Genomic DNA, 16,089 nt, shown 5'->3' with positions numbered 1-16,089 from the left:
GCATGACGCGCGTCACACTCCCGAAGCCTCCATCTGCCGCAGCCCGGGGAGCGCTCCGGCGCGCGGCGGCACAGGGTGATCACAGAGCGGCCGGACGGCGGGCCGCGCGCCCGGGAGGTGCACCGGCATGAGATCCCTGGCCATCGCGGTCATGGTGCTGCTCACGCTCGCCCTCACCGTGCCGCTGCCCGTCCGGGAGGGCGGGACCGGCGCCCTCGTCGCCGCGGCACCCGGCGCCCGGTCCGCCACGCCCGCGGGGGCGGGCCGCCCCACCGGCCCCTGCGCGCTCCCCGGCGTCACCGACAACGTCTCCGAGTCCGCGCACACCCCCGACGGCTTCGCCCGCTCCTTCGGCACGGTGCGCGCGGTCACCCTCTTCGTCGACTTCCCCGACGCGCGGGCCACGATCAGCCCCCAGGAGCGCTACGCCGAGTTCTTCCCGGCGGTCGCCGACTTCTTCCGGGCCAGCTCGTACGGACGGCTGGACTACCGCTCGACGCCGGTGCCGCGCTGGATCCGGATGTCCCGCCCGTACGCCACCTACGGCATCACGCGCGGGGCGCCCTTCGACGGCGGCAGGGAGAACGGCTACCACGCGATCGCGAAGGAGATCCTGGCCGCCGTCGACCAGAGCGTCGACTTCCGGCAGTTCGACCTCATCAACGTGCTGGTCGCGCCGGGCGCCGGGCCGCCCGCCACGCAGGACGTCCGCTCGGTGACCTTCGCGGGCGCCCCCACCGGGCTCACCACGGACGACGGGACGCCCTTCGAGAACGTCTCGTTCATCTGGAGCCGGCAGACCGGCGACAGCCCGTTCCGCGTCCTCAACCACGAGAACAGCCACAGCTTCGGCCTGCCGGACCTCTATTACACGAGCACCGAGGACGGCGGCCGGGTGAAGACTCCCGTGGGCCACTGGGACCCGATGGACGAGGACTGGGGGCCGTCGAACGACTTCCTCGCCTGGCACAAGTGGAAGCTGGGCTGGCTGGCCCCCGGCCAGGTGCGCTGCCTGACCGGCCCCGGGCGGCACGTGGTGACCCTGACCCCGTCCTCGGTCCCCGGCGGCCCCAAGCTGGCCGTCGTCCCGCTCTCCCGCACCCGCGCGATCACCCTGGAGGTCCGCACGCCGGGGCCGCTGGACCACGCGGTCTGCCGGGCCGGCGTGCTCGTCTCCACGGTCGCCACCGACATCGCCTCGGGCGCGGGCCCCGTACGCACCCTCGACGCCACCCCCGGCAGCATCGGCTGCTACACCAACGACCTGAACGTCAACGCCCCGCTCAGCGACGCGCCTTACGTCACCGGGGAGCGGTGCTCGACGGCGGGGGTGGACATCGAGGTGCTCGGCGGGCGCGGCGCGGGGACGTGGCGGGTGGCGGTGACGGTGGGCGGGGGCTGACCCCTCAGACGCCGTCCCGCCAGTGCCGCCGCCCGACGCTGATCAGCCGCAACTGGCGCCGCGCCGTGTCCGCGATCGAGGGCCCCTCCCCGGGACCCGCCTCCAGGAAGGCGGACGCCGTCATCACCAGGTGGTCGACGTACATCCCGGCGAGCATGCGCACGTCCTCCGCGCTCCAGCCCGCGGAGACCTCCTGCGCGGCGAGCGCCTCGGCGACCTCGTCGCCGAACTTCGCCAGTTCCGCCGCTATCGCCTCGCGCACCGCCCGTACGCCGCCGTGCCGCTCGCGGGCGACGAAGCGGACGTGCGCCGGGTGCAGCCCTACGTACGCGGCCACCGCCGCCACGCTGCGGTCGATGACCTCCTCGGCGTCCGTCTGCTCGCCGAGGACCGCGCGGATCATCACGTGCAGGCTGCCGAGCGACTCCTCCACCAGGGCCACGCCGAGGTCGGCCATGTCGCGGAAGTGCCGGTAGAAGGCGGCGGGCGCCACCCCCACGACCCGGGTGACCTCGCGCAGGCCGAGGCTGCTCAGACTCTGCTCCTCCAGCAGACCGAGCCCCGCCTCCAGGAGGGCCTGACGGGTCTTCTGCTTCTGGGCCTGGCGGACGCCGAGGGTGTTGCTCATGAATTCAGTAAACAACTGTTTGCTTGATGACGCCACCACGGGGTACGCTGTTTTCAGTGAACAGTTGTCACTCCACTTGTTCACCCAAAACGCGCTCGAGGAAGGACCCGGAAATGATCTTCCTGATGGCGGCCATCCTCCTGCTGGGGGTCCTGGTGGGCGCCGCGGCACACACCCCGCTGCCCGTGCTGATCCCGGCGGCGGGTGTCATCGCCGTCTGGCTGATGGCCTTCGCGGTCCGTGAACGGATGAGGGAGCGGTGACGATGACGACGACCCTGAACGAGCGGCGGAACGCGACCACCCCGCGGCCGGCCCCCTCCGGCCCCGCCCCGGCGCCCGCACCCCGCGTGCGTCGCGACGTGCCGGACGCCATGGCCGTCTGGTCCTTCGTCCTGGGCCTGGTGGGGCTGCTGATCTTCAATCTGGTGCTGGGCCCCATCGCCCTCACCCTGGCCGGCCTCGCCCTCACCCGCGGCACGACCCGCAAGGGCCGCGCGGCCCTCGGCCTCGCGCTGGGCGCGGCGGACCTCGCCGTCATCGTCGCGCTGATGGCGACGGACCACACGATCTCCTGGGCGCTCGGCGGCTGAACCGCCGCTGTGCTCCCGGAACCTCTCCGGCCCCCCGGTTGGGTGACCGCCGCACCTCGTCTTCCCCACGCTCGAACGACCACCGTTGAAGGCTCAGTCGCCAGTCGGCCGAACCGCAGGACGGAGTGTCGTGAACCAAGCAGCAGTGCTGAGTCTTAATGACCGCCGGGGGCAGCACCAGGGGCCGGACCGCGCCGGAAGGAGCGGTCCGGACGCAAGAGGGGGCGCGGAGCTGCGCACTTCCCTCTTCTCCACCCTGCGCCGCAGCGACCAGCGCAAGAAGGCGGACCTCTATCTGAGCGGGCTGCTCGGGGCCGAGGGCCGCAAGTCGATCCGCAACATCGCCACGGTCCACGGCGGACCCGCCGCGGAGCAGAGCCTGCACCACTTCATCTGCAGCTCCACCTGGGACTGGGCGCCGATGCGCGCGGAGCTCGCCCGCTTCCTGGGCCGGACCGCGCCCCACCGGGCCTGGGTGGTGCGGTCGTTGGCGATCCCCAAGGCGGGGACGCACTCCGTGGGCGTGGGCCGCCAGTTCGTCCCCGACCTCGGGCAGGTGATGAACGGGCAGCTGGCGTACGGCGCCTGGTTCGCCTCCGAGGGCATCAGCGCACCCGTCGACTGGCGCCTCTTCCTGCCGCCCAACTGGCTGGACCACGAGGGCCGGCGGTCCCGGGCGGAGATACCCGAGGGCATCGAGGAGGCCACCCCGGCCCAGTGCGCCGTCGACACGGGCCTGGCCGCCGCACGCTCCTCGGGGCTGCCGAACCGGCCCGTCATCCTGGACACCGAGCTGGGTGAACCCGGCACGGCGGTACGGGCGTTCGCGGCGGCCGGAGTCCCCTTGCTCGCACGGATCGACGACAGGACGCAGCTGACCGTCGCCGACCGCGCCCTGCCCGGCTCCGGCCGCGGGGCCCTCCCGGCCCGGCAGATCCTGGAGTCGGTCAGGGGGCTGGCCCGGCCGGTGGACTGGACCCACCCGACCGCGCCCGGCGTACGCCTGACCGCGCTCGCCGCGGCGGTCCCGGTACGCATCGCACAGCCCGCGTCCGGCCCGGCGCCGCTCCCCCGGCGCGACCTCCTCCTGCTCGGTGAGTGGCCGGACCGCCGCCGCCAGCCGTCCCGCATCTGGCTCGCCGACCTGCCGGGGGTGCCGCTGAGCTCCCTGCTGCGCCTGAGCAAGCTCACGTCCCGGGTCGACCACGATGTGGAGCGGGTGGGGGACCGGGTGGGGCAACGTGACTACGAGGGGCGGTCGTTCCCTGGCTGGCACCGGCACATGACGCTGGTGTCGGCGGCGCACGCTTTGGCCATGCGAACCGCTTCGCGGGAGCAGCAGCGCAGGGCGAGCTAGCGCCTGCGGCGGGCTGTGCGGGAGGGTGCGGGCGCGCCTGCCGCCCGCGGCGGGCTTTCCCCCCGGCCCCGCCCCTACCCACTGCATCTGATCTGCGGCTCCGCCGCGTGGGGCGTGCCCCGGGCCCCAGCGCCGCGCACCCCGAAACCGGGGCGCTGCCCCAGGCCCCGGCTGCGGGTGGGTGGGCGCCTGCGGCGGGCGTCTTCCCCTACCCGCCCCTTCCCGAAACTGAGGGCGAGCCCCCAGACCCCCGCAACACGCTTCGCGCGTTGTCCTCAAACGCCGGACAGGCTGAATGCGAACCCTGAAGCGGACACATCCCGCACTCGCCCTCCGGCGGGAGGGGGTGGGGCTGGAGGGTGGGGTTCTGGAACGCGGTGCGAATTCGGGGCACTCCATACGCGAAACGGCAACCGCACCGCGTTCCAGGTCCCCAGCCCGGAAGACCCACCCCCGGCACCCACCACAAACCAGCCCGGCCGGCGCTTGAGGCCGCCCGCCGCAGGCGCAACGAACCCGCAGAAGACAACGGCGAACCCCACCAAACCCAGCCCGGCCGGCGATTGAGGCCACCCCACAGAAAGCACAACGGACCCGCAGACAACCCTACGTACCCCGCTCAGCCAACATCCGCCGAGTCCGATTGAGCCGCAACGCAAGCTGGATCTCCAGCGACCGCTCCGGCTTCTGCCAGTCCGAGCCCAGCAGTTCGGTGATCCGCTCCAGGCGGCGCGAGACCGTGTTGGGGTGGACGTGGAGCGCGCGGGCCGCGTGCCGTGGGCTGCTGCCCGAGGCGAAGTACGCCTCCAGCGTGCGGGTGAGTTCGGTGAAGCGCTGGGTGTCGTAGTCGAGCACGGCGCCGATGACGGAGCCGATGTAGTCGTCGGTGTCGTACGTGTCGCAGAGGAGAAGGCCGAGGAAGCCCATCTGCCGAGGCGTGGCGACACACCCCGTATTGCCGAGCTCCGTGAGCGCTTCGAGGCAGTGCTGCGCCTCGCGGTAGACCTGCCGGACCGTGTCGAGGCCCGACGTCGGGCCGGAGGCGCCGACCGTGACCGGATGGCCGAGGAGCGGCGAGAGTTCGTCGCTCACGGACCGGGCGACGGCCTCCGCGTCGCCGCCCGGCAGCAGCAGCGTGATGCAGCCGTTGTGCGCGCTCTTCAGGCCGCGCCTGCGGTGGGCGTACGAGGAGGCCCAGACGACCGCCCTGCCCTGGGAGCCGCCCTCGGGGCGGGCCACCACGACGACGTGCGGGTCGTCGACGTCGACGGCGAGGGCGCGGGCCCGCTCCTCGACGTGCCGCCACGGGCGGCGCGGGCCCGCCAGCAGTTCGTCGAGGAACTCGTCGCGGACCTGGCTCGCGGCCACGGCCGTGCTGCGCTCCAGAAGCAGGGCCAGCGCGACGGTCCGGGCGGTGAGGAGGAGCGGCGCGGGGGGCTCCGCGTACGGTTCGTCCGGGATGAACAGCAGGGTGCCGAGGTCCTCGCCGCTCGCGCTGACGGGGGCGATCCAGGACCCGTCGCCCAGCGGCACCGGCTCGCCCCCGGCGTGCGCGTCCAGCACGCTCTCGGTCAGGTCCGCCGTGGCGAACGCGGGCAGTTCACCGGTCGCGGCCAGGATCCGGCCGCCGGGGTCACGGACGGCCAGCGTGCCGCGCATCGCCTCCGCGGAGGCGCCGACGATGCCGCGCAGATCGCTGCCGTCCAGGACCCGGCCGACCAGGTCGGTGTGCACGGTCTCGAGGCGGCGCCGCTTGGCGAGTTCGGCGCGGGCGGCGTCCCTGTCCCGCTCCAGCGCCCGCACCTCGGCCCGGGCGGCATCCAGTGACCTGGCCTTCTCGATGGTGACGGCCGCGACGTCGGCCAGCGAGCACATCAGGCTGATCTCGTCCGGCAGGAAGTGGCGCACCTCGCGGCCCGCGCCGTAGAGCGTGCCGACGACGGTGCCGCAGCACCACAGCGGGACCGCCATGATCGCGTGGATGCCCTCGGCGCGGACCACCTCGTCGATCTCGTCGGCGTGCGCTATGCGCTCGTCGGCGAGATAGTCCGGGGTCCAGAAGGGGGCGCCCTCGGTCAGGACCGCGGTGCCGAGGCCCGATCTGCCGCGCACCTTCAGCCCGACGTTGAGCGCGGTGGTCTCGCCCTCCGAGGCGCGGATGGTCATCACGCCGCCCTCGGAGTCCGCGCCGAGGTCGAAGTCCACGCCCGCGGCCGCCTCGTGGAGGCCGATGTAGGCCAGGTCGAAGCGCAGCAGCCGCTGGGCCCGCCGGGCGACGTCCTTGAGCAGGGTCTCCAGGTCACGGGCGTGGTTGAGCTCGCGCGCGGTGTCCACCAGCGCGGTCAGCCCCGCCTCGCGCCGCTGCCCGCGGCCGAACAGCTCATGGATGTCCGTGCCCAGGCGCACGGCCCGCTCGAGCCGTTCCAGTTTCTTGACGGACACGCCGTCCTTGCGCGCACGCTGCAGCAGCTCCTCGAACTGCCGTGGTGCTTGTCGGTGGGCCAGAAGCTCGAGCACGTCCAACGCGTCGGGGCCGGTTCGGTGTGCGTCAGCCATCAGTTTGTCCCCCCGTAACAAAGACTGCCTCCCAAGATCCATCTAAGAATCCATGTCCTAAGGCTACTAGTTTTGGTCATTTCAGCCCCAGGTCAGGGCGAGGGTGCGACATGAAACCGTAAAGAGAGCACCGGGGATGGTGACCCGGTCACCACGTCGGGAGGCGGAGTGTGTCACGGCGTCACCTTTTGCCCTTTCATTACCCACGCCATGATCAATAACGGGGCCGTGGCAGGCCCCCGCCGACGACGTTTCCGCTGTAGGGGGCACAGGGGCCTGATGTCCGAAGTCCGCAGTTACCTCCGCTCCCTGGAGCGCAGCCAGGACTCCCTCACCCGGGAGGACCGGCCACGGATCTTCACCATGAACGCACGCGAGTGGGACCTGCTCGACGAGGTCTTCGCACCACCGCACACCTCGTCGACCGGCGCCGCCATGGGCCTGCTCGGCCTGGCCGGGCCGCGGCCGGGGCCGTGGCGGGGCTCGCTGCTGGAGATCGGCTGCGGCACCGGCGTCATCGCCGTCAGCGCGGCCCTGGCCGGCAGCCCCCGGGTCACCGCCTCGGACATCAACCCGCACGCGGTGCGCAACACCGCGCTGAACGCCGCGCGGCACGGCGTCGCCGACCGGGTCCGGGCCGTGCACAGCGATCTCTTCGCCGCCCTGGCGGACGACGAGCGCTTCGACACGGTCTACTGGCACTCCAACTTCGTCCTCGCGCCGCCGGATTACCGCTACCGCTCGGTCCACGAGCAGGCGTACGTCGATCCCGGCTACGCCGCCCACCGGCGGTATCTGGCGGAGGCGCCCCTCCGGCTGGCGCCCGGCGGCCGGGCCCTGCTCCACTTCTCCAGCCGGGGGGACGCCGAGGCGCTGCGCCGGGCGGCGCGGGAGTGCGGCCGGGAGCTACGGGAGCTGAGCAGTACGACCGTCCGCGACGGCGCGGTCCCGGTCGAGCACACGCTGTTGGAGGTGTCCGTCGTCAGGACACCGCGAGATACGGGGCAATCGTGCGCACGCTGATCATCGACAACTACGACTCCTTCACCTACAACCTCGTCCACTACCTGGCCGCGGTCAACGGCCGGGAGCCGGTGGTCGTCCGCAACGACGACCCCGCGTGGCGGACCGGCCGGCTCGCGGAGTTCGACAACGTCGTGCTCTCGCCCGGCCCCGGGAACCCCGGGCTCGCGGCCGACTTCGGCATCTGCCGGGAGCTCGTGGAGCGCTGCGGACTGCCCCTGCTCGGGGTGTGCCTGGGACATCAGGGCATCGCCCTCCAGCACGGCGCCACGGTGGGCCGCGCCCCGGAGCCCCGGCACGGCCGCACCTCTCCCGTGCTGCACGACGGGACCGGGCTGTTCGCGGGGCTGCCCACGCCGTTCGAGGTCGTGCGCTACCACTCGCTCGCGGTCACCGACCTGCCCGACGAGCTGGAGGCGACGGCCTGGACGCCGGACGGCGTCCTCATGGGGCTCCGGCACCGGCGGCGGCCGATGTGGGGCGTGCAGTTCCACCCCGAGTCCATCCGCACCGAGTACGGGCACGAACTCCTCGCGAACTTCGCCGCGTTGACGCGTGAGCACCAGCGCGAGCACCAGGCGGAACGGCCCGCGCCCGTGCGGCTCTCCGGCCCCCCGGCCGCGCCTTCGGCCCGTACGGGGCAGCGGACGTTGCGGGTGCTGGCCGAGCGACTGCCCGTCCGCTGGGACGAGGAGGCCGCGTTCGAGGCGCTCTTCCACGGCGGTGAGCACGCCTTCTGGCTGGACAGCAGCACCCATGAGCAGCCGCTGGGCAGGTTCTCCGTCATGGGGGACGCCTCGGGCCCGCTCGCCCGCGTGGCCACGGCCGACGTCGGCACCCGCACCGTCTCCGTGCGGTCGGCCACCGGCACGCAGGTCGTCACCGGCGAGTTCCTCGAATGGCTGGACGCGGACCTGCGGGAGTGCGCCACCGACGTCCCCGAGCTGCCCTTCGACTTCGCCCTGGGCTGGGTCGGCTATCTCGGGTACGAGCTGAAGGCGGAGTGCGGCGGCACCCGCGCGCACCGCTCCGAGGAGCCCGACGCGGCGATGGTCTTCGCCGACCGCGCCCTGGTCCTCGACCATCTGACGGGCACCGCCCATCTGCTCGCGCTGGCCGAGGACGGCGACGACGGCGCCGCGCGGGCCTGGCTCGACGCCACCGCCAGGGCACTCGCGGCGCTCGCCGGCAGCGGGCCGCCCCCGCCGCCGGCGACCGCGCCGCTCTCCGGAGTGCGGCTGCGCCACGACCGCGAGGCGTATCTGGACCTGATCGCCGAGTGCGGGCGGGAGATAGCGGCGGGCGAGACCTACGAGGTGTGCCTGACGAACATGGCCGAGGCCGAGGGCGAGCTCGACCCCTGGCAGGGCTACCGCCTGCTGCGCCGGGTCAGCCCGGCACCGTTCGGGGCGCTGCTGCGCTTCGGGCCCCTCGCGGTGCTGAGCACCTCGCCCGAGCGCTTCCTGCGGATCTCCCGGGACGGCGTCGTCGAGTCCAAGCCGATCAAGGGCACCCGGCCGCGCGGCGCCACGCCGGAGGAGGACGCCGCGCTCGTCGCGGACCTGCGCGCGGACGAGAAGGACCGGGCCGAGAACCTGATGATCGTCGACCTGGTGCGCAACGACCTCGGGCGGTGCGCGCAGTGGGGCTCCGTCGAGGTGACCGGGCTCTTCGACGTCGAGACCTATGCCACCGTCCACCAGCTCGTCAGCACCGTCCGCGCGCGCCTGCGGCCCGGCGCGAGCGCGGTGGAGTGCGTGCGCGCCGCGTTCCCCGGCGGTTCGATGACCGGGGCGCCGAAGGTCCGCACCATGGAGATCATCGACCGGCTCGAAGCGGGCCCGCGCGGCATCTACTCGGGTGCGATCGGCTATCTCTCGCTGTCCGGCGCCGCCGACCTGAGCATCGTCATCCGCACCGCCGTGGTGACACCGGGCCGGGTGCGGTACGGCGTCGGCGGGGCCGTCATCGCCCTCTCCGACCCGGAGGCGGAGTTCGAGGAGACGGCGGTGAAGGCGGCCCCGCTGCTGGCCCTCACCCGCGGCGGCTTCCCCGGCCGGGCCGGTCAGGCGACGGCGGCCGACTCCGGGAAGGCGGCCCGCTCCAGGGAGCGCGCGGTCTCGTCGAAGGGGATGCCGAGCCTCTCCAGCTCCGCCACCACCTGACCGGCCGCCCGGTGCCCGCACGTGAGCGTGTCACCGTGCGCGCTCCCGTGCCGGGCCAGGTCCTCCAGGGCCGCGGGCGACAGGGCGCTCACCGTCCCCCAGCCGACGAGCCCGGCGGCCCCGCGCGCGTCGGTGGCCCACAACGGGCGGGGCGGACGGGCGCCGTGGGCCACGAGCGCGCGCCAGCGGTCGGTGCCGAGGAGTTCGTCGTGCGTCCGGTAGACGAGCCGGGCCGCGGCCAGGGCCGCCGTGCCGCGCAGCGCCCCGGCCCCGGGGGCGGCCGACCGCGCGAGCAGGGAGTCGACGTGGTCGCCGAGGCGGTCGACGTCCACCTGGACCACCGCGGCGACGGCGGTGAGGTCGCAGCCCTGCCCGGAGGCCCGTTCGAGGCCGTGGAAACAGGCGTCCGCCGCGGCGGCGTACCCCTGCGGGCCGCAGACCGGGCCGACGTGGACGCCGATGCCCCGCGCGAGGCAGTCGGCGGCGGCGGCCAGGCCCTCGTCGGTGGCGTCGGTCCTGATCAGCACGTTGGGCCGGTCCACCGCGTCGGCCAGCGACCGTGCGGCCTCGGAGGCCGGGCCGGCGGCGGCGCTCACCGACACCCAGCCGTCCCTGCCACCCGTGGCCGTGAACACCTCGCGCAGGGCGTCGCAGGCCCCGCGGATGTCGTCGGCGGGCAGCGGATCGGCGACGGCGCCGCGCACCGCGCCCTCCGCGACCACGCGGGCCAGGGTGCCGTCGGCCAGGTGGCCGTGGCGCAGGCCGTCCAGCCACAGGGAGACGCCTTCCGCGGTCAGCTGCCCCAGGACGTCGGTGCCGTCGGTGCCGTCGTTCCCCTCAGAGGACGGGCCCGTGTTCAACCAGCGCCTCCCGCATGGCTCGTATCGTTTGCGCGGAACGTCCTGCCGACAACTCCACCCGCCCTGACGCCTGGTGGAGTGCCGTGAGCGGTCCGCCGGCCGGGCGGCGGGCGGCGTGGGCCACGGGGTGCGCACCACGTCGGACAGCGTGGAGCAGTTTACCCCCGGTGCCGGCCGGCTCCCCGCTGCGCGGGCCGCGGGAGCCGCCCCAACACCGTTGCGATTGTTTCTGTTTCAAGCGATCCGGCCCGAGTATAGGTACGGACCTGGCCGAGCGCCGCCGTATCGGCCCTCACCGTCCCAGAGTCCCGTCGCGGCGACGAGCGGAAGCGGACCACTCCGTCATATCGCCCCCGAACCGCCGCCGACTTGATGAAGTGGACCGGCGCCCGTTGACAACCACCAGGCGTATGCGAAATGTCTTTCCCGGCCGGGAAAAACAACCGCCCACATCACCTGACGAAGTAGCGATTACGCCCTTCACCTCCTCGCTCCGGCTGTCACAGACTCCTTGGGCGCCGCTCCCTGAAATCCCTTTACAGGGGCGGCGCCACGATCGCCATGGAGGAATTCAGTGGACAGCGATATGTCACTCCTGCGAACTGCTCCGGCGCAGCAACAGCCGGACTGGGAGAATCACCCGGATCTCGTCCGCACGCACGCGGAGCTCAAAGAGAAACCCGCCCTCGTGAACGGGGCGGACGTCAGGAATCTGCGCTCCCAGCTCGCGGAGGCGGCGGCCGGGAAGGTCCAGGTCGTGCAGTCCGGCGACTGCGCCGAGGACCCCGCGGAGTGCACGCCGGGCTACGTCGCCCGCAAGGCCGCGCTGCTCGACACGCTGGCCGGGGCGATGCGGATGAACGCGCACAAGCCCGTGCTGCGCGTGGGCCGGATGGCGGGCCAGTTCGGCAAGCCGCGCTCCAAGCCGACCGAGGTCGTCGACGGCCGTGAGCTGCCGGTCTACCGCGGCCACATGGTCAACGACCCCAGCCCCGACCCCGAGCTGCGGCGGCCCGACCCGCGCCGGCTGCTCGCGGGTTACACCTCGGCGAGCGAGGTCATGCGGCACCTGGGGTGGACGGGCTCCGACCTGCCGCGCCGGATCGGCCCGCCGGTGTGGACCAGCCACGAGACGCTGCTGCTCGACTACGAACTCCCCCTGGTCCGCCGGGACGACGAGGGCCGGCTGCTGCTGGCCTCCACCCACTGGCCGTGGATCGGCGAGCGCACCCGCCAGGTGGACGGCGCGCACGTCACCCTGCTCTCCAAGGTCGTGAACCCCGTGGCCTGCAAGGTCGGTCCGGGCATGACCGCCGACGAGGTGCTGCGGCTGTGCGAGAAGCTCGACCCGGAGCGCGTGCCCGGCCGCCTCACGCTCATCGCGCGCATGGGGGCGGACAACGTGGCGGAGAAACTGCCGCCCCTGGTCCGGGCCGTACGCGCGGCCGGACACCCCGTCATCTGGCTCACCGACCCCATGCACGGGAACACCGTCGGCGGCCCCGACGGCCTGAAGACCCGCATGCTGGAAACCGTGATGCGCGAGGTCACGGAATTCCAGATCGCGGTTTCCGAACACGGCGGTATCCCCGGTGGACTCCATTTGGAGACGACACCGGACGACGTCACCGAATGCGTCTGCGATGTCACGACGTTCGACCGGGTCGGCGACAAGTACACCAGCTTCTGCGACCCCCGCCTCAATCCCATGCAGGCCGTACAGGTCGCAGCCGTCTGGCGGGCATGAACGACGCCCGCGCGTCGTCCCCCACGCCGCGCCGCAAACGAAAGGCTCAGCAGTGAACGGAAAAGTCGCGCTCGTCACCGGAGCGGCGGGCGGGATCGGTGAGGCGATCACCCGCGTCCTCGCGGGACAGGGCATATCGGTGGCCGCTGTCGACCGGGACGCCGATGCTCTGCGGGCGTCGGCCGGCCGTGCGGCGGCCGACGGCCTGGAGATCACCGCGTTCCCCGCCGACGTGACGGACAGCGCCGCCGTCGAGGCCGTCGTCGACGAGGTCGAACGGCGCCTCGGGCCCATCGACCAGCTGGTCAACGCCGCCGGGGTGCTCCGGCACGGCCCGGCCAGGGAGCTCTCCGACGCGGACTGGTCGGCCACCTTCGCGGTCAACGTCACCGGGGTCTTCCACGTCTCCCGCGCCGTGGTCAACCGCATGGTCCCGCGCGGCCACGGCTCCCTGGTGACCGTCGCGTCGAACGCCGCCGGCACACCGCGCACCAACATGGCGGCCTACGCGGCGTCCAAGGCGGCCGCCGCCATGTTCACCAAGTCGCTCGGCCTGGAGGTCGCCCGGCACGGCATCCGCTGCAACGTCGTGGGCCCCGGCTCCACCGACACCCCGATGCTCAACTCGATGTGGCACGACGAGAGCGGTCCCAGGGCCACGATCCAGGGCGACCTCGACGCGTACCGCGTGGGCATCCCGCTGGGCAAGGTCGCCCAGCCCGAGGACATCGCGCGGGCCGTGGCCTTCCTGCTGTCCGAGCACGCCTCCCACATCACCCTGGCCTCCCTCACCGTCGACGGCGGTGCGGCCCTCGGTGTCTGACACCGGCAACGACCACAGAAACGCGAGGCAGCCCATGCCGGGGATTCCCGCCATCGAGCCGTACCCGATGCCCACCGAGGGCGACCTGCCCGAGAACACCGCGACGTGGACCGTGGACCCGGACCGCGCCGTCCTGCTGCTGCACGACATGCAGCGCTACTTCCTGGAGCCCTTCCCGGCGGACGAGGCGCCCGGCCGGGAACTGGTCCGCAACGCCACCGCGCTGCGCGAGACCGCCGCCCGCCTGGGCGTCCCCGTCGCCTACACCACGCAGCCGGGCAGCATGACCCCGCAGGAGCGCGGTCTGCTCAAGGACTTCTGGGGCCCCGGCATGCGCGTCGACCCCGAACACCGCGCGGTGGTCGACCCGCTGGCCCCGGAGCCCGGCGACTGGGTGTTCACCAAGTGGCGCTACAGCGCTTTCTTCAAGTCCGAACTCCTGGAGCGCATGCGCTTCGACGGGCGCGATCAGCTCGTCATCTGCGGGGTCTACGCACACATCGGCGTGCTCAGCACCGCCGTCGACGCGTTCACCCACGACATCCAGCCGTTCCTGGTCGCCGACGCCGTCGCCGACTTCTGCGCGGCCGACCACCGCCTGGCCCTGGACTACGCGGCCCGGCGCTGCGCCGTGGTCGGCACGACCGAGACCGTGCTCGCCCAGCTCCAGCAGGCCCGGGCGGCGCTGTGAGCACGCAAGGAGCCCCCATGGAGACCGACCTGCTGGCGCGGATCATCGCCGAACAGCCGCCCTCCTTCGCCCTGTTGTACCGCCCCGAGGCCGCGGGCGCGGAGGTCCTGGACGTGATCATCGGCGACGCGGTGGCGGTGGCCGAGCTCGCCGATCTGCCCGTTTCAGAGGAGCCGGGCCCCGCCGGCGCGCCCCGCCATGAGGTGCTGGCCCTCGTCCCGTACCGGCAGATCGCCGAGCGCGGCTTCGCCGCTCCCGACGACGGCGAGCCGCTGATCGCGATGACCGTCACGGAGCAGGGCACCGTCGCCGTCGACGAGGCGCTGCGCCGCCTGCCGAACGTGCCGACCGAGCTGTCCGGCGGCCACTTCGACCTGGACGACGAGCAGTACGCGGACACCGCGCGCACGATCATCGCCGAGGAGATCGGCACGGGCGCGGGCGCCAACTTCGTCCTCAAGCGCTCCTACGTCGCCGACATCACCGGCTACACCCCGCACAGCGCGCTCTCCTTCTTCCGCCGCCTGCTGGCGAAGGAGGCGGGCGCCTACTGGATCCACCTCGTCCACACCGGCGGCCGCACGCTGGTGGGCGCCAGCCCCGAGCGGCACGTCAGCCTCTTCGACGGCACGGCGGTGATGAACCCGATCAGCGGGACGTACCGCTACCCCGACTCCGGTCCGACCCTGCCGGGCGTGATGGACTTCCTCGCCGACCGCAAGGAAGCCGACGAGCTCTACATGGTCGTCGACGAAGAGCTGAAGATGATGGCCCGGATCTGCGAGGACGGCGGCCGCGTGGTCGGCCCGTACCTCAAGGAGATGGCCCGCCTCGCGCACACCGAATACTTCATCGAGGGGCACACGTCCCGCGATGTGCGGGAGATCCTGCGCGAGACGCTCTTCGCCCCCACGGTCACCGGCAGCCCGCTGGAGAGCGCGTGCCGGGTGATCAACCGCTACGAGCCGGAGGGCCGCGGCTACTACAGCGGCGTGCTGGCCCTCATCGGCCGGGACGGGCGCGGCGGGCGCACCCTGGACTCCTCGATCCTCATCCGCACCGCCGACATCGACGGCGGCGGCCGGCTGCGGATCGGCGTGGGCGCGACGCTGGTGCGCCACTCCGACCCGGCATCCGAGGCCGTGGAGACCCGCGCCAAGGCCGCGGGGCTGCTCGCGGCCCTGGGCACGGACCGGGCGGAGGGCTTCGGCGGGCACGCGAGCGTGCGCGGCGCGCTCGAAGCGCGCAACGAGCACCTCGCGGGCTTCTGGCTCCAGGAGAACGCGGCCCGGTCCCGGCCCGTGCCCGCGCTGGCCGGCCGTAAGGTGCTGGTGGTCGACGCCGAGGACACCTTCACATCGATGATCGCGCACCAGCTCCGCTCCACGGGGCTGGAGGTGACCGTGCGCCGCTTCGACGAGCCGTACTCCACCGACGGCTACGACCTGGTCGTCATGGGCCCCGGCCCCGGCGACCCGCGCGACACCGCGCACCCCAAGATCGCCCACCTGCGGGAGACGATCAGCGGGCTGCTGGCCGGGCAGCGGCCGTTCCTCGCCGTCTGTCTCAGCCACCAGGTGCTCTCCACCCTGCTCGGCCTCGACCTGGTGCGCAGGGAGACCCCCAACCAGGGGGTGCAGTGGGAGATCGACCTGTTCGGCCGGCGCGAACGGGTGGGTTTCTACAACACGTTCGCCGCCCGCAGCGACGAGGACAAGGCCGAGACCCCCGACGGCGTTGTCGTGGAGGTCAGCCGGGACGCCGCGACGGGCGAGGTGCACGCGCTGCGCGGCCCCGGCTTCGCGTCGGTGCAGTTCCACGCCGAGTCCGTACTGACCGAGGACGGTGTCCGCATCGTCGGTGACCTGCTGGAGGAGTTGATCCGGACATGCGCGTCGTGGTCGTCTGGTGGGAACTGAACGAGTCGCGGCAGACCGTCGCCTCGCTGCGGGACTTCCTCCGCGATGAGGCCGTGGGCACCTGGGCCCAGGTGCCCGGGCTGCGCCTGAAGCTGTGGATCTCCGACACCGAGGGCCCGGCCGAGCGCTGGGGCGCCGTCTTCGTGTGGGAGTCGGCCGAGGCGGCGGAGCGGCCCCTGCCGACCAAGGCGGGCGAGCTGATCGGCTATCCGCCGGCGCACCGCTCGTCCTTCGACGTGGAGGCGACGACGGAGGGGCTGTACGACCTCGCGCGGCTCGCGGGGCGGGGCCTGGCGTTCGCGTAGCGGCACCGCGTGGTGAACGCG

The 16,089-nt window shown here is 73.0% G+C and carries 14 protein-coding genes; 11 read left to right on the top strand and 3 right to left on the bottom strand.

All coding sequences use genetic code 11. The features are described 5' to 3' along the window. The first annotated feature begins 127 nt into the window (after positions 1-127). Positions 128-1,402 (top strand): M6 family metalloprotease domain-containing protein, encoded by a 1,275-nt coding sequence (locus ACH427_RS11080; RefSeq protein ID WP_398869128.1) that lies wholly within the window; start codon positions 128-130, stop codon positions 1,400-1,402. A 4-nt stretch (positions 1,403-1,406) separates the two neighbouring features. Here ACH427_RS11080 and ACH427_RS11075 read toward each other — a convergent pair whose 3' ends face one another. Beyond that, positions 1,407-2,030: a TetR family transcriptional regulator gene (locus tag ACH427_RS11075; RefSeq protein ID WP_398869127.1), complete on the bottom strand. Its 624-nt coding sequence runs from the start codon at positions 2,028-2,030 to the stop codon at positions 1,407-1,409. A gap of 113 nt (positions 2,031-2,143) precedes the next feature. Here ACH427_RS11075 and ACH427_RS11070 point away from each other — a divergent pair, with 113 nt between their 5' ends. From ACH427_RS11070 to ACH427_RS11060, 3 genes are all read left to right on the top strand, one after another. Beyond that, on the top strand, positions 2,144-2,293 hold the full coding sequence (locus ACH427_RS11070) for a hypothetical protein (protein ID WP_398869126.1): 150 nt from the start codon (positions 2,144-2,146) through the stop codon (positions 2,291-2,293). Positions 2,294-2,295: 2 nt separating this feature from the next. Then, positions 2,296-2,622, top strand: coding sequence for a hypothetical protein (locus tag ACH427_RS11065; RefSeq protein WP_398869125.1), 327 nt, complete (start codon positions 2,296-2,298; stop codon positions 2,620-2,622). Between the two features lie 130 nt (positions 2,623-2,752). Then, positions 2,753-3,979: an IS701 family transposase gene (locus ACH427_RS11060; RefSeq protein WP_398869124.1), complete on the top strand. Its 1,227-nt coding sequence runs from the start codon at positions 2,753-2,755 to the stop codon at positions 3,977-3,979. 606 nt (positions 3,980-4,585) lie between these two features. On the opposite strand, the gene ACH427_RS11055 is transcribed toward ACH427_RS11060, so the two are convergent. Then, complete coding sequence (locus tag ACH427_RS11055; protein ID WP_398869123.1) at positions 4,586-6,535, bottom strand: helix-turn-helix domain-containing protein; 1,950 nt, start codon at positions 6,533-6,535, stop codon at positions 4,586-4,588. Positions 6,536-6,814: 279 nt separating this feature from the next. Here ACH427_RS11055 and ACH427_RS11050 point away from each other — a divergent pair, with 279 nt between their 5' ends. Further along, positions 6,815-7,558 carry a methyltransferase domain-containing protein gene (locus ACH427_RS11050; protein ID WP_398869122.1) on the top strand — a complete coding sequence of 248 codons (744 nt, stop codon included), beginning with the start codon at positions 6,815-6,817 and terminating at the stop codon, positions 7,556-7,558. Next, a complete protein-coding gene (pabB, locus tag ACH427_RS11045) occupies positions 7,546-9,723 on the top strand; it encodes an aminodeoxychorismate synthase component I (RefSeq protein ID WP_398869121.1) in 2,178 nt (725 codons plus the stop codon). Before ACH427_RS11050 ends, pabB begins: the two co-directional genes overlap by 13 nt. Here the strand turns inward: pabB and ACH427_RS11040 are convergent. After that, positions 9,624-10,583 (bottom strand): transaldolase family protein, encoded by a 960-nt coding sequence (locus tag ACH427_RS11040; protein WP_398869119.1) that lies wholly within the window; start codon positions 10,581-10,583, stop codon positions 9,624-9,626. The two genes, pabB and ACH427_RS11040, sit on opposite strands and share 100 nt — an antisense overlap. A 586-nt stretch (positions 10,584-11,169) precedes the next feature. On the opposite strand from ACH427_RS11040, the gene ACH427_RS11035 reads away from it, so the two are divergent. From ACH427_RS11035 to ACH427_RS11015, 5 genes are read left to right on the top strand one after another with little or no spacing between them, the layout of a single operon-like run. Next, positions 11,170-12,330 (top strand): 3-deoxy-7-phosphoheptulonate synthase, encoded by a 1,161-nt coding sequence (locus tag ACH427_RS11035; RefSeq protein ID WP_398869190.1) that lies wholly within the window; start codon positions 11,170-11,172, stop codon positions 12,328-12,330. Between the two features lie 52 nt (positions 12,331-12,382). Beyond that, the gene (locus ACH427_RS11030) at positions 12,383-13,153 is read left to right on the top strand and encodes a 2,3-dihydro-2,3-dihydroxybenzoate dehydrogenase (protein ID WP_398869118.1); all 771 of its coding nucleotides are present in this window, start codon (positions 12,383-12,385) and stop codon (positions 13,151-13,153) included. Positions 13,154-13,187: 34 nt separating this feature from the next. Beyond that, positions 13,188-13,844, top strand: a complete 657-nt coding sequence (locus ACH427_RS11025; RefSeq protein WP_398869117.1) for an isochorismatase family protein — start codon at positions 13,188-13,190, stop codon at positions 13,842-13,844. 17 nt (positions 13,845-13,861) lie between these two features. Further along, on the top strand, positions 13,862-15,763 hold the full coding sequence (locus tag ACH427_RS11020; protein WP_398869116.1) for an anthranilate synthase family protein: 1,902 nt from the start codon (positions 13,862-13,864) through the stop codon (positions 15,761-15,763). Further along, on the top strand, positions 15,733-16,068 hold the full coding sequence (locus ACH427_RS11015) for a hypothetical protein (protein ID WP_398869115.1): 336 nt from the start codon (positions 15,733-15,735) through the stop codon (positions 16,066-16,068). The genes ACH427_RS11020 and ACH427_RS11015 overlap by 31 nt, the downstream gene beginning before the upstream one ends. The last annotated feature ends 21 nt before the right edge of the window (positions 16,069-16,089 follow it).

This window comes from Streptomyces sp. NPDC020379 (assembly GCF_044387105.1).
GTDB lineage: Bacteria > Actinomycetota > Actinomycetes > Streptomycetales > Streptomycetaceae > Streptomyces.
The sequence above is the reverse complement of the archived record's forward strand: the minus strand, read 5'-3'. Positions and strand labels throughout refer to the sequence as shown.